Source organism: Gordonia sp. 852002-51296_SCH5728562-b, from assembly GCF_001665475.1.
Classification (GTDB): Bacteria; Actinomycetota; Actinomycetes; order Mycobacteriales; family Mycobacteriaceae; genus Gordonia; species Gordonia sputi.
Genome location: NZ_LZMI01000087.1, coordinates 40,886 through 54,380 on the forward strand (window position 1 = coordinate 40,886; position 13,495 = coordinate 54,380).

12 protein-coding genes are annotated in these 13,495 nt (G+C 64.7%); all 12 read left to right on the plus strand.

Annotated features, from left to right (window positions below; all coding sequences use genetic code 11):
• Window positions 1-13: 13 nt before the first annotated feature.
• The 12 genes from A5766_RS16165 (at window position 14) to A5766_RS16220 (ending at window position 13,461) form a co-directional block, all read left to right on the plus strand.
• Window positions 14-1,486 carry a hypothetical protein gene (locus tag A5766_RS16165; protein WP_064905460.1) on the plus strand — a complete coding sequence of 491 codons (1,473 nt, stop codon included), beginning with the start codon at window positions 14-16 and terminating at the stop codon, window positions 1,484-1,486.
• A gap of 64 nt (window positions 1,487-1,550) precedes the next feature.
• Complete coding sequence (locus tag A5766_RS16170) at window positions 1,551-3,044, plus strand: SCO6880 family protein (RefSeq protein ID WP_156527484.1); 1,494 nt, start codon at window positions 1,551-1,553, stop codon at window positions 3,042-3,044.
• A 27-nt stretch (window positions 3,045-3,071) separates the two neighbouring features.
• The gene (locus tag A5766_RS16175; RefSeq protein ID WP_156527485.1) at window positions 3,072-4,106 is read left to right on the plus strand and encodes a hypothetical protein; all 1,035 of its coding nucleotides are present in this window, start codon (window positions 3,072-3,074) and stop codon (window positions 4,104-4,106) included.
• A 6-nt stretch (window positions 4,107-4,112) separates the two neighbouring features.
• Complete coding sequence (locus tag A5766_RS16180; protein WP_064905465.1) at window positions 4,113-6,068, plus strand: hypothetical protein; 1,956 nt, start codon at window positions 4,113-4,115, stop codon at window positions 6,066-6,068.
• Entirely contained in the window at window positions 6,065-6,412 is a 348-nt protein-coding gene (locus A5766_RS16185) for a hypothetical protein (protein WP_156527486.1), read from the plus strand. Before A5766_RS16180 ends, A5766_RS16185 begins: the two co-directional genes overlap by 4 nt.
• Before the next feature lie 3 nt (window positions 6,413-6,415).
• Window positions 6,416-8,443, plus strand: a complete 2,028-nt coding sequence (locus tag A5766_RS25335; protein ID WP_064905469.1) for a transglycosylase family protein — start codon at window positions 6,416-6,418, stop codon at window positions 8,441-8,443.
• Window positions 8,443-8,997, plus strand: a complete 555-nt coding sequence (locus tag A5766_RS16195) for a hypothetical protein (protein ID WP_156527487.1) — start codon at window positions 8,443-8,445, stop codon at window positions 8,995-8,997. Before A5766_RS25335 ends, A5766_RS16195 begins: the two co-directional genes overlap by 1 nt.
• A gap of 27 nt (window positions 8,998-9,024) precedes the next feature.
• Window positions 9,025-9,810: a hypothetical protein gene (locus tag A5766_RS16200; protein WP_064905473.1), complete on the plus strand. Its 786-nt coding sequence runs from the start codon at window positions 9,025-9,027 to the stop codon at window positions 9,808-9,810.
• Window positions 9,807-11,744: a type IV secretory system conjugative DNA transfer family protein gene (locus tag A5766_RS16205; RefSeq protein WP_064905475.1), complete on the plus strand. Its 1,938-nt coding sequence runs from the start codon at window positions 9,807-9,809 to the stop codon at window positions 11,742-11,744. The genes A5766_RS16200 and A5766_RS16205 overlap by 4 nt, the downstream gene beginning before the upstream one ends.
• A gap of 24 nt (window positions 11,745-11,768) precedes the next feature.
• Window positions 11,769-12,209 carry a DUF4913 domain-containing protein gene (locus A5766_RS16210; protein WP_064905478.1) on the plus strand — a complete coding sequence of 147 codons (441 nt, stop codon included), beginning with the start codon at window positions 11,769-11,771 and terminating at the stop codon, window positions 12,207-12,209.
• Window positions 12,206-12,565, plus strand: coding sequence for a hypothetical protein (locus tag A5766_RS16215; RefSeq protein ID WP_156527488.1), 360 nt, complete (start codon window positions 12,206-12,208; stop codon window positions 12,563-12,565). The genes A5766_RS16210 and A5766_RS16215 overlap by 4 nt, the downstream gene beginning before the upstream one ends.
• Window positions 12,566-12,801: 236 nt before the next feature.
• The gene (locus A5766_RS16220; protein ID WP_156527489.1) at window positions 12,802-13,461 is read left to right on the plus strand and encodes a hypothetical protein; all 660 of its coding nucleotides are present in this window, start codon (window positions 12,802-12,804) and stop codon (window positions 13,459-13,461) included.
• Window positions 13,462-13,495: the final 34 nt, after the last annotated feature.

A 13,495-nucleotide genomic window follows, 5' to 3' on the forward strand; every position in this document is an offset into this window, starting at 1 on the left:
GTGCCGACGATGGATGTGCTCTGAGGCCACCCGTCGGCACGCACTGCGCAGGCTGCACCGCCTAGTCGCGGCCGCTCTGATCGTCACGGTTGCGGGATGGTGGCTGGGTGCTGGCACTGCCTCGGCCAATCCGGTGTGCTCGGTCGCTGGCCCGCTGGCGAACTTCGTGTGCGACTCCGCAGGCAAGGCGGCCTCGGCCGCGGCCGATTCGGCCGTCGGCGGCACATTCGAGAAAATCGTGAACTCGCTGCTGTCGGGCTACCAGCAGATGCTCACGTGGGCGCTGGCGTGGTGGATCAAGCTGCCCAGCCCGAAGCTCGACAATTCGTCGTCGCTGATGCAGGACATTCACGACCACACCGTGCAGATTCAACTGATCGGTCTGACATTCTCGCTGATGTTCTTCGGACTGCGCATGATCGTTGAGCGGAAACGATCGGTCGGCGACGACGCGGAGGAAGGTTTCAAACTTCTCATTCGCGCAGCGCTGGCGACGTCGGCGATTCCGCTCATGCTCACAGTCGGTGGGCGAATCTCGGACAGCATTTCGAACTGGCTTGTCAGTGAAGCCGTCGGCGCTTCCGCCGACGGCGGAGTCATCAAGAACTTCCTGAAACTGAACCTTCTCAGCGGATCGGGTCTCGGGACGACGGCTATCGGTGTCGTCGCTCTGGTCGGGTTTCTCGGCGCATTGCTGCAACTCATTCTGCTCGTGGTGCGTGAGGCCATGCTTCTACTCGTTGTCGCCGGGCTACCGATCGCCGCATCTTTCTCTGGAACTGGACCGGGGTCGCAGAGCTATCAGCGCATGGTGACCTGGGCGGTCGCGTTCCTCCTGTTTAAACCGGTCGGCGCGCTCACCTACTACATCGCGTTTCGGGCGGGGTCCGACCAGACCAACGCCCAACAGGTCGTACTCGGAATGGTGCTCATGCTGTTGTGCGCGTTCGTCCTTCCCTCACTGATGCGATTGATCGCGCCTGCGGTCTCGAGCATGGGTAGCGGCGGGTCTGGCGCTGCGGCTGCCGGGGCCGCGCTCGGCGCCGCGGTCGCGGTAGGGCAGGTTGCTGCGGCTGGTGCCACCGGAGGGGCCAGCGCGGCAGGAGGCGCAGGCAGTGCTGGCGGCGGCGCGGGGATGTCGTCAATCGCTTCCCGTGGTGGGGGAGGGCCTAGTGGCACAAGCGCTTCGGCGTCGGGGTCACCACCGCCGCCCACTCCTCCCTCCGGAGGTGGCGGTGGGAGTCCTGGCGCGCAGCCTGCGTTGTCGGGCGGTGACGGCGGAAGCTCGGGCGGCGGCAAGAGCGGTGGCGGAGGTCCGGCCACAAGTCTCAGCGAGGGGATGGAGGCAGGCCAGTCTGCGGGTGCGGCGATGAGTGCGATGACCGGAAGCGCCGAAAGCGAAGCCGATGCAACTGAGGGTGACCGCGAGCTCACCACGCCACCACCGATGCGGTCGGGCTGGAACGAACACGCCATGAGCCACTGACTAAAAGTATGTGATCCGACCGAAATGAACTGCACCACAACCTACTTCACGCAGGGAGCACATGATGGCTGAGAAACCGGTTCGGCGGCTGCTATACCGTCCTGCTGCGGCGTTCCGCTCGAGCGGAGCGTTCGGATTCACCATGTTCTCCACCATGGTCGGCTTGGGCTTAATGCTGGTGTGGGTGGTCGCCCTGGCGTTGCCCTTGCCGCCACTAGTCAAGTACTTCGGACTCCCGTTGCTGTTGCTGATGGTGTTCGCTCCTCTGGTGGTGTCGTGGCACAACCGGTCTGCGTGGGAGCTGGCCATCGGGCAGGTGTCGGTGGCCGGTCAGCGCAAGCGGGGAGAGTCGCTGCTGCGGTCGGGGCCGTTCACAATGATCCCGACCAGCACGACCCCACCGGGACCGTTGGCAACCGCAGAAACCTTCGACTTCTTTCCTGGCGACGGGTCGCAGCCGTTCGGTCTGATCAAGCTCGGATCGCAGAACTTCTACACGCTGGTGCTGAGGGCCTGGCCGCAGGGCGGGGAGTGGAACGAACAGGCCACCCGTGATCGGTGGGTAGCCCGGCTGGGCGACATGATGACCTTTCTCGGTCAGTCGCCGGACTTCGTCGCTCTGGTGATCACGATGGAAACCCTGCCTGAGTCAGGTAAACGCGCCTCCACCGTGGTGCGCTCTCGACTCGATCCGAACTCACCCGCGTTGGCCCGCAAGATCGTCATCGAGGCCGTGGAGGGTGTTCCGTCGGCGGAGGTACGCAACGAGGCCCGTGTCAGCCTGACATGGCGCGCTGACACTCTGCATCGCAAGCGAGACTCCACCGACATGGGCAACGAACTCTCTCGCCGGTTGGGGCGGATCTTGGACTACTGCCACGCCGCAGGTGTTCGGGTCCGGCCGATGCTTGAACGGGAAATCTGTGCGATCGCACGACGCAGCTTCTCGCCTGCCGACGAGCTGGACATCGAAACGGGCCTCATGACGGGCGAACCCACCCGCCTGCGATGGGAGGACTGCGGTCCGTCCTCCGCGTCGGACCAGCACGGACGGCTGCTGCACGACGCCGCCCAGTCCGTGTCTTGGACCATGCGGTCAGAACCCGAGGCGCCGTTTGATTCAAACGTGTTGTCGGAGTTACTTGCTCCGCGCAGCGAGGTCCCCCGCAAGCGGGTCACCTTCGTCTACCAGCCCTACACACCGTCAGCAGCAACCACCATCGTCAACAAGGACCACAACGATGCCCGCCAGGCGGTGCGCACGCACATCGGAAAGCTTCCCGAACGAGCTTTCGTGCGGCTCGACAACGCTGAGGCAGCCCGGCAGGAACAGGCACGCGGTGCGGGCGTGACCCGCGTGTCAATGATCGTCACCGCGACCTGCCCCATCGGGGTCGACACGGAGAAGGTCGAAACCCTTGTCACTGACCTTGGGCTGTCGGCCGCCACCCCACTCGAACCTGCCGATGACGAGCACCTGATCACCTTCATCGCCGGACTGGGATTCGGCGTCATCCTCGCCGAGGAAACAACCGTCTCTGACAACCTCGCCGCCTGACAACGCCTGTCGGAAAGGAACTTTCGAATGGCACTCCCACTGCTCCGTCGTCGACGGGCACATCGGTTCTTCACACCAGTCGTGTCACTTCCCCAGATCAACACCACACTGTCTGCCACCGACCACCTCACCGCGGCCGGCCACACCTACGCACTGATCCGCACCGGCACCGGGCATTACACCGTTGTGCTGACGGGTGACGGTGCGAGCCTTCCCGATTGGCGGCAAGTGCTGACCTATCCACGTATCGACGTCGGAGCCGACGCCTGGGACGTCACTGCGATGACCGTGGTCATCGAGACCGTGCCCGCGCATGCCGACGCGCACACCGAGTGGGCAGCAGCCGAGGGCCATCGGCATCTGCGCGACTCGGATATTGCGGTGCGCGCGCACATGTCCATCACGTTTAACGCCGGTGATACGCGACGAAAGAACGACGCCGACGAGATGGCCGTCGAGGTGGGTACGCGGCTACCTACCTTGCTCGGGTCGCTCACAGCAGCAGGGCTGCCGGTGTCACCGCTGACCAGTGACGAGATCGCCCTGATCGCGGGGGAGGCTTTTCACGGCGTAGCCGAACCGGGAATCGACTTCTCCGACATCGCACCTCGCGCCGACGTGCACCGTGTACGCGATGTTTTCTGCCACGATGACCTACTGTCCTCGTCCTGGGTGTTGGCGCCACATGTCCTCGACTCGAGGGTCATCGACCACCTGGCGGCGCCGCAGCCCGCAGCGCCGCGCACTCGCCTGGCAGTCACGTGGCGCACCGTGCGACTCGCTGACGGCGTGACGACCGACGACCCCATACGGCTGACCTTTTCGCCTGCGCTGCAACGGTTCGGCGGCATTTACACCGTCACCGAACCTCTCGGCCGACACCCAGCGATCGAGCCGGTGCGTGACGAACTGCCGCTGTACGGGCGACTAGGCATGCGCAACGGCTACGACCGTCACGCGGAGCTTCTTGCCGCAGGACTCGGTATCGGTGTCCTCCTACCCGAGCACAGCGACATCGACGACGAACCCCTCCGCCACCGCCATCCGCTGAACGGGAGCTAACTGACCATGACCGTCACCCCTTTGCGGCCACGTGCCGTCAGCCACGCCGCCGACTCAGACCCCGAACTGACGTTGCATTTGCACGCCGGAACCACATCGACACCAGCACCCGAACGCAAAGACGACACCAAAGCCAAGAACGCCGCGCTCTACACCGACGACGCGCGCGAAGACCTGCTCGATCAGGTACGCGGGGGCGGCGTGTCTGGCCTCATCGCCCGACAACGCCTCAACAACGATTCCAAGCGGCGCGAGGCCGCCGAGGACGCGGCACTGCGACAGGTAGAGTTCGACGTTCCGACGTTGGCTCGCACTCGCACCGGCTACGCGGGGCGCGGCGGTGGCCGCGTCACACATGTGCGCCGCCCCAACGAGTTTCGCGGAACCACCGCCCAGGTACCCGGCTTCTATCCGTTCCCCATCGGCGCATCCGCGCCACTTGACGGCGCTCCCGTCGGCACACATCTGGTGACCGGGCAGCCCGTGGGATTTGATCAGTTGGGGTGGTTCGAGGCAGGCCAGATCACCGCACCGGCCGCAATGGTGTTCGGACTCAACGGGTTCGGCAAATCGTCACTCAACCGCCGCATCGTCTGCCACGACCTTGCCACCGGTGTCCGCCCGCTCATCATGGGTGACCATCGCCCTGACTTCGTGAACATGATGCAACAAATGGTGCTCACCGACAGTGCTGGTCGCACCGTCTACGACGACGACGGCAAGCCGATCACACCTCAAGTCACCAGCGTCGGCTTCGATTCGCCCATGAACCCGCTCGCCGTGGGCACCTTCGGTTCGCTGATCTCGCGACTTCCGCGCCAAGCCCGCGACCTGGCCGAACGAGAAATGCGCGCACGCCAGGTGACAGCTGCTACCGGCCTGCTGGAAATCTGCTCCGGACGCCAGATCGCACCCCACGAAGAAACACTGCTGACCACCGCACTGCGGGTGCTCTACGAGGCCGACAACGAGTTCTCGTTGACCCACGCACCGCTACCGGGTGACGTCCTGCGACTGTTGCGTGAGGTACCGCAAACACTCGTCACGGCAACAGCCACCGCCAGTGACCACGACCCCCGACTGCGCCGAGCACAAGACCTCCTCGACGCATCCGGCGCGCTAGGGCGACGCGCACACGATGAAGTGGCAATCGACCGATACCTGCTGCTGACCGAGAACCTGCGTCAATCCCTCGACCAGCTCGTGTCCGGACAGTTCGGCGAGATCTTCAACGCACCCACACGCGAACCCATCAACATCGACGCGCTCGGCGTGTGCGTCGACATGTCGCGACTACCGGCCAACGCCCGCAAGCTGCGCGCCGCGGTCCTTCTGGCCTGCTGGTCGGACGGCTTCTCCGCCGTCGAAGCATCACACCTACTGTCTGACCACGGTCTGCAATCCCCCCGCAACTACGACCTCGTGTGCGACGAGTTCTCGCTGGTCCTCGGCGTCGGGAACGGCATCGTGTGGCGCGTCGACGAAGTGACCCGTGTGCAGCGCGAGCAAGGCACCGGGACCTTGTTCACCACGCACACGGTCAAAGACCTCAAAGCGTTCGACTCCATGGAGGATCGGCAACGAGCGATGGGGTTTCTTGATCGCGCCCGCGTCAAGGTGTGTTTCCCGCTCCCCGAGGACGAAGCGACCCTCATGGAGGGCAAGGTCAACCTCAACGACCAAGAGGCCGCCACGCTGGCCGAGTGGGCCACCACCCCGCGCGGCGTCGACGACCCGGTGGTCGACGAAATCAGCGAAGCCGACTGGGAGAACGGAGTTCGCGCCACCACCAGGAAGATTCACACCATCCCCCCGGGCATGGGCAAGTTCCTCATCAAAGAAGGCGAGCAGCCGGGAATCCCCGTGCAAATGCATCTCACGGCTACCGAGCGATCCACCGAAATCCACAACACGAACAAGAGATTCGCGCGCGGGCGCGCCGCGAAGGGAACGCGGGCGTGAGTACACCGATGGCCCCCGAACCCTCCTCGGCGTCTCTCGTCGCGCGGCCTCGCAACCCGAAACGCGCCGCCCACCCACCAGAGGTGCAACAGGTAGCTGTTGCCGCAGTCATCAAACTGCTCGAGACGACCACCATGTCCTTGACTGCTGCGGTCACCGATGTGGCCAGCGGAATCGGCGCGGGCACAACCACAGTGATGCGGTGGTGTCGTCGAGAGGGCGTCGGCCGCACCACCTCCGACTTAGAACGAGAGTACGAGGCTCGGTACAACACGCTGCGCGAGATCAATCAGCGACTGGCCGAAGAAATGCGAGACCGCATCCAGCTAGACGGACGGCCCTGACACATGGGTGAAGGCGCAGCAACCAAGTTCGGCATCCCCTGCCTCGTGGCGGTGCTGCTGTTCTTTGCGTCCTGCTCGATCGTTGTCTCCGTCGCTGGCGACGATGATGCGTGCGCGCCGCTGTCGTCGACGTCCGACACGGCCGCCGACGCAACCCTGTCACCGGGCGCGAAGGTGAAACCGATGAAGTCCAAGGACTTCCAGATCACCTCACCGTACGGGCCTCGCGACGGGGGATTCCACCGCGGCATCGACCTCGCCGGACCCGTCGGCGCACCCATTTACGCCGCCGCCGACGGCACCGTCGCTGCCGCTGGAACTGCGTCAGGCTTCGGCCACTGGATTGTGTTGAACCACAACATCAACGGCCACATCTGGTCGACGGTGTACGGCCACATGTACGCCGACGGCGTGCTGGTGCACCCTGGCGAGCGTGTGACGGCGGGACAGCATATCGCCAACCGGGGAAGTGACGGGGAATCCACCGGGCCACACCTGCATTTCGAGGTGTGGGACGGCGGTCGGCTATCCGGTGGCCACGACATCGACCCGGCCGGATGGGTCACCTCGAGTCCCGACCCTGGAGCGGCGCCCGCATCACGCGCACCCGCCCAGCCCGGTGGCGCGCAGGCCGCCGCCGCTGTCACACCTGCTCCCGCGCCCGCGCCGCAATCCAGTGCTGCAGATGTAGTCACTGCCGCCGACTGGGACAAGGTGGCCCAGCTCGAGGCCGGTGGTAATTGGAGCATCAATACCGGCAACGGCTATCAGGGCGGATTGCAGTTCTCTCCGTCGACGTGGGCGGGCGCGGGTGGCACTCAGTATGCGCCCAGCGCCGACAAGGCCACGCGCGTTCAGCAGATGGAGGTCGCCAACCGAGTACTCGGCACGCAGGGCTGGGGTGCATGGCCGGTCACATCGAAGGAGGCGGGCGTCACGGGCAAAAAACCCGCGCCCGCAGGATCATTCGTCAACGCTGCCACCGCACCCGCTCCGACGTCGCCCGCTGCCGCGGCACCACAGCAGTCGGGTCCACTGCCGCCACTGCCCGCGTCCAAGGGGTCAGAGGCGCACTGGCAGATCGACTCGGTGCGCATCGCCCGCGCGATCTCCCAGAAGTTCCCGCAGATCAAGACGATCGGCGGATGGCGACCCTACGACACCTATCCCGACCACCCTTCCGGCCGCGCGATCGACGTCATGATCCCCAACCCGCTCTCCCGCGAGGGGATCGAGCTGGGCAACGCGGTCCAAAAGTATGTGATGGACAACAAAGGTCCGTTTCACGTGGTGTACACGATCTGGCGTCAGCGCTACACCGCTGCGACCGGTGAAACCAACATCATGGAGGACCGCGGCGGGATCACCGCCAACCACATCGATCACGTCCACGTGACCGATGAAGGGCACGGATTTCCCACCGGGCGTGAGGTGTACACCGCACCGGGCGTAACCGGGGGCGGCAGCAGCGAACCCAGCCAAGACTGCGCACCAGGGGACACTCCTCATGGTGGTGGTGTCGACAATCTCGCCGCAGGCAAAGTGCCTGCCGCCTACGAACCATGGTTCCGCAAGGCCGGTGTGCTCTGCCCACAGATCAGCTCAGCGTTCCTCGCGGGAATCGGCAAGCAAGAGACCGGGTATGCCGACCTGACCTCACCAGATGGGGCAGAGGGACCTATGCAGTTCATGCCCGCCACCGCACCCAACTACGTGCGCGATGACGACGGCAACGGACGAGCCTCCGCGCGAGACATCGGCGATGCGGTCATGGGAGCGGGCCGCTACTCCTGCGAGAACGCCGCCACCATCGACAAGGCCATCCATGAAGGCAGGGTCAAGCCACCCGCCGACGGTGGCGCGGAAAAGCTCTACGCCGAGGCATACAACGCGGGCGTCGGCGCGGTCTTGTCCGCAGGGGGTGAGCCCAGCGGCGGAGACTACGACACCCAAACGCGGCCGTACGGGGCCAACGTCATCTCCTATGCGCGCCAGTTCGCCACCCAAGGCCTTCCACAGAAAGTTCAATGATGCGCACTCGCACAACACGTTTCGCCGCCGCACTGGCGCTCCTTGCGGGCATCCTGGCTGCCTGCGCCACGGACCCCGACCCACACACCTCGCCCACCCCGTCGCACTCCGAGCACTACAACAGTGGCGAACCAGGACCGGTCGCGGCCACCTCACCCGTCGGGGTGTTCACCTCCGCAGTGACGACGATCTTTAGCTGGCAGCCCGCGACGGATGCGTCGCCGACCGATGCTCTGCGCCGGGCGCGTGCCGAGCTCACTGGTGAAGCGCTGGCCTCAGCAAACAGTGAGGCCACGGTAAGGCCCAGTGCGCAATGGCAGGGCTGGGCCAGCGCGCAAGACGTTGTGCTCGCTCGCGTCGACAAGGTGTCGGCGGTGACGGTCACCGCAGATCGTGCCGTCGGCCGGGGCACGGTCGTGCAGACGGTGCTCGGTGTCGACGGAGCGATCACCCCGTACCGCACGTTTGACGCCACCGCTGACCTGATCCGCGTAGATGGCACATGGAAACTCGCCACCTATCCCCGCACCGACGTCGGCACCGGCACCAACTAGTAACTCAACTCTCGGAAGGGACACCCCATGACCAATCCACACCATCAGCAACAGGACCACAGTCGCGACGCGGACGACATCTTCGACGAGATCAGGGCACTGATGCGGCGGGCGCGCGCCAATGCAGAGAACGCGTTGCGGCTAGCGCGTGTCCGACAGCAACGTCGCCAGTATTCGTCGCGAACGAGACACACCATGCCCCATCCGGCGAAGTACGCGAGCACCGGCGCTCCGATCGCGGGGGGTCTCACCGAGGATCTCATGGCTCGATGGGCCGGTGCACACGCTGCGGCCACCCTGGCACGAGAGGAAGCCGACCTTGCCCGCCGCGAGAACGCGCACGGAGATGCAGCGACCGCCCACGCCGAGGAGGCAGCGCAGCGGGCCGAAGCGTGGGCCGACGCCTGGGACGAGCGTCTGCGGCACGCGGGTCTTGACCCCGACAGCATCGGTCGTGACGACCCTCGTGCGGAGTACACGCAGGATGAGGAGTATTCGTCGGCGCCAGAAGCGTACAGCTTGGCAGATCGGCAGTACCTAGACCCAGATAATTGGGGAAGCGCCTCCCAGGTGGGGGACCTCGACGATCGCCAGTCTCAGTACTGGGCGATTCCCGAGAGCGCGGCCGACTACGCCCTGTACGTCGACGACGCCGCCCACGACTCCTCCTCCCCAGTGCCAGGCGTTGGGGAACTGCTCGCCGATACCCGTCCTTCCCCGCAGACCGACCTTCAACCCGCCACCGACCTGTCCGGCCCTGGCCAGGTCAGTGTCGGCGAATCGGTCGGACTCGACACCGGAGCGTCGCTATGAGCAGCTCACAACGCCGACGCGACCGCGGCCAGCACGAATCAATGGCGCTCTACTATGCGGCTGGCGCAGCCATCGGTGTGGTTGTGGTGGTGTACCTGTGCTGGCGCATCGGCCTGTGGTTGGCGGGGGATCGCTCGGATATGCCCGCCAATCCGGTCAACGCTTTCATCGAACTGGGGACGGGCAAACAACGGTGGCCCGTGCAGGCGACGATCCTGGTGGCCCTCGTCGCCACGCTCGCCGCAATTATCGCGGTGTGGTGGTCGAAACGCTGGCACGACGGCGCGATCCTGCGGGAGTTCGACCGACGCGCTGAGTTTCTGCCCTCAGCCAACGAACTTCACTCCGTCAACGCACGCAGTGCACGACGGTCTGCGCAACGTCTACGTCGTGACCGAATCGGCCACCGATTCGACAACGGATTGGTGCTAGGTCGCCTCGTTCGCGGCAACGCTCAGCTCTATATGCCGTGGGAATGGGTAGGCACGATTGTCGGCGGACCCCGCAGCGGCAAAACCACCGGGTACGCCATCCCGTGGATATGCCAGGCACCCGGGCCGGTGTTCGCCACCTCCAACAAGCCCGACATCTACGACGCGACCCGGTGGGTGCGTGACCGCAACGATCCGCCCCACGCCGCGCGCGCCAAGGAGGTACAAGCGCAGACAGGCGTACGTGCCCTCACCACAGCCTTAGCGCAACGTCGCGAACCTCCGCGTGTGCGTGGACATATCTGGGTGTCGGATCTACAACACATCGCCGGCAACGAGGGCCAGCAATGGTGGTGGGACCCGTTCTGGTACATCACCGAGCTCAACGACGCGCGTGAGCTCGCTGCGATCTTTGCAGGCGCAGAAACCGCAGAGTCCTCACACGTCGACGCCTACTTCGACGGTGGGGCGAAAGAACTTCTCGCACTTCATGTTCTTGCCGCCGCAGTTGGTGGCGGCGACCTCAAACATGTCGACGGCTGGCTGACTGATCCCCATCTCGACGTCGCGCGCGAGGTGCTACGTCGCAACGGTCACCCTGACGCTGCGGCGAAAATCGAGACAGCCGCCAACCTCAACCCCCGCCAGCAGGACGGCCTCTACGACATGGCACGCCGGTTCATCAACATCATGACGGTGCCCGCCTACGCCCGCTCGGTTTTGCCTCCTTCGCGAGTCCGCTTCGACGGCGACAACACCATCGGCAACGTCGATCTCACCCATGCTCTGCCCAAGTTCGATCCGCGAGCATTCGTCACCTCGACCGACACGATGTATGCGCTGTCGATGGAAGGTGCAGGAGCAGCAACAGCCTTGACCACTGCTCTGGCCGACTCAATCTTCAAAGCCGGTGTGCAGCAGGCACGCCGAGACGGCGGGCGGTTGGGTACTCCCGTGCTCGGCATCCTCGACGAAGCAGCCAACGTGTGCAAACTTCCCGACCTGCCCGACTGGTACAGCCATTTCGGATCCCAAGGGGTCGTCATCGTCTCCATGTTCCAATCACTAGCCCAGGCCGCGAAAATCTGGTCTGACAAGAAACTCGAGATGCTTCTCGACTCGTCGAACGCCTACATCTTCGCCGGATCATCCAACAATGAGAGTTACCTCAGTGGGCTAAGCCGCATGGTCGGGCCGCGAGATGTTCTCCGCCGCAGTCGATCCCAGTCAGGCGCTGCCGCATGGGGGTCGACAAGCACCAGCGACTCATGGTCGTCAGAACCCATCCTGGGCACCGACGACCTCAAAGCGATGCCGCTCGAGCGAGCACTGCTGGCGACCTCGGGTAACCGCACCGTGCTGACGAAAAAGAACTTCTGGTGGGACGGACCCTATGCCGACTTGATCAATACCTCGAAGGCCGCGTGTGAGCGGGCGCGCACCGCAGCCGCCCGCACCGCACCCGTCTCCCGCCCTCGCGTGTCCGTCGACGACCGCCCCTAGCTCAACGAAAGAAGGACTGTCACCATGAGCATCAACGACTTTGACCTCCCACCCGACGCCGACGAAGATGATGACCCGCGCGCGGACTGGCTCTACGACTCGAGCTACGACTGGTTCGAGTCGTGGCTACGCCACGTCAAAGGTGGTGATCGTTTCAGCCGCGAGCAACGTTGGTGCGCGCAATGGTGGCGCCACGACGAAGTGGTCATCAGAATCGAAGAACTCTGGAAAGGGTGGGAGGCAGCGCGACTCAGCGAAGACCCAGCCGCTCTATCGGGATGGTGGGTCTACCACCTCGACGCCCACTGGCGGCATATCGTGGCCGAGGCCGGTCCGCTCCATCTGTGCACTCCCCAGCAACACACACAGGCCGTGCAGCGCTCGTTGGGCGCGATTCCGGTTCCGCCCGGCTGGTTCGATCCTCCTAGTAGTGAACCCGATTCGTCAGCCGAGGCTGTGGCATGACCATGGCTACGCGACCGAGAGCCGATACCGCCCGCCTGCAAACGGTGCGAGACGCACGCACAGCACTTATCCGCAGCAACTTCACGGTCGCCGCCAACACCAACGATGCTGCACAAGCCCGCATACACGAGAACGCAGCCGAAACCCTACGGGCACTCGATCCAGAAGCGTTCGGTATCCCAATGGGCACCGCCGAGGAACTAGCGGACTCCTACTGCGCCGCAATCTATCTGCGCCAACAGATAGCCGGAAGTCGGCGATGCGGTCAGTGGCATGCCCTGATGTCGGCGGCGCGACGTCACCTCGCCGAGTTCGGCACATCCACATGGAGGCACGGGAGCGGGCGAATGAACTAGTGCGATGGCCCTGACAGGTGTTGGACCACCTGCCAGGGCTCAACGCGGCCAGAGAGACACCCTCTGACCAGTGAGTGATGCTATCCGGTCCGGTATGGCCACACCCCGTGAGGGGAGCGCCGCCGGATCGGTCCACCCGCTTATCAGACGTGAGGACATGGCTGCGATGGCCCGTAAAAAGCTCGACGAGAACCAGACCGATTTGTTCATGTTGATGGAGGAGGACACTGATGATCATGACGATCGACAACGAGCCGCTGAAAGGGAGCGAACCAATCAGCGCGACCGTGGAACGGGTGTGGCGCCAGATCGGGATGGATCGGCTCAGCCCGGCCGAGCAGGAACGGTTCCTGGCGGCCGAGACCGAGCGGATCGAGGATCTGATCGAGGTGCGAGTGCCCGACCAGATCGAGCTGACACGTCTGTACCGGCAACAGAGCGGTCAACAGCCGGATTACCTGACGACAGTCGGGTTGATCAACAACGCACGCAATCAGGCGACGACGGCAGTGCTCGAGGAGGAGTTGTTCAGCCAGCTTCCGGACGACGAGGAGGACGAGGAGCCGCCGATGCTGACCGTGGAGGAGCAAGCAGCGCGTCGCGAGAAGGAAGACGCAGCACGGCGAGCAGCACATCGGCACGAACCGGATCGGTGGAAGAGGGCGCTGCACCGCTCGGAGCCGACCGAACAGATCGTGGCGGCGGTGAAAGCGCTGTGGGGTCAGCGCGGTCCCCGCTTTCGAGTGACGGCACAGTATCTGCTGCAAGCTCTCCAGGAGGACGGGCAACCGATTCCGCAGCACCGCGACAGCGACCTGTACCAGTCGTGTACGCGCCTGTTGGAAGCGGAAATGATCGCACGGGGCTTCGCAGCCGACGGCACCGTGCGCCGGTAGAGCAGGCCCAACTCGGGCTGTTCGATCTAGCTGA

Coding starts and splice junctions, on each gene's coding strand:
- A5766_RS16165 (WP_064905460.1), top strand. CDS start 14: ATGTGCTCTGAGGCCACCCGTCGGCACGCACTGCGCAGGCTGCACCGC.
- A5766_RS16170 (WP_156527484.1), top strand. CDS start 1,551: ATGGCTGAGAAACCGGTTCGGCGGCTGCTATACCGTCCTGCTGCGGCG.
- A5766_RS16175 (WP_156527485.1), top strand. CDS start 3,072: ATGGCACTCCCACTGCTCCGTCGTCGACGGGCACATCGGTTCTTCACA.
- A5766_RS16180 (WP_064905465.1), top strand. CDS start 4,113: ATGACCGTCACCCCTTTGCGGCCACGTGCCGTCAGCCACGCCGCCGAC.
- A5766_RS25335 (WP_064905469.1), top strand. CDS start 6,416: ATGGGTGAAGGCGCAGCAACCAAGTTCGGCATCCCCTGCCTCGTGGCG.
- A5766_RS16195 (WP_156527487.1), top strand. CDS start 8,443: ATGCGCACTCGCACAACACGTTTCGCCGCCGCACTGGCGCTCCTTGCG.
- A5766_RS16200 (WP_064905473.1), top strand. CDS start 9,025: ATGACCAATCCACACCATCAGCAACAGGACCACAGTCGCGACGCGGAC.
- A5766_RS16205 (WP_064905475.1), top strand. CDS start 9,807: ATGAGCAGCTCACAACGCCGACGCGACCGCGGCCAGCACGAATCAATG.
- A5766_RS16210 (WP_064905478.1), top strand. CDS start 11,769: ATGAGCATCAACGACTTTGACCTCCCACCCGACGCCGACGAAGATGAT.
- A5766_RS16215 (WP_156527488.1), top strand. CDS start 12,206: ATGACCATGGCTACGCGACCGAGAGCCGATACCGCCCGCCTGCAAACG.
- A5766_RS16220 (WP_156527489.1), top strand. CDS start 12,802: ATGACGATCGACAACGAGCCGCTGAAAGGGAGCGAACCAATCAGCGCG.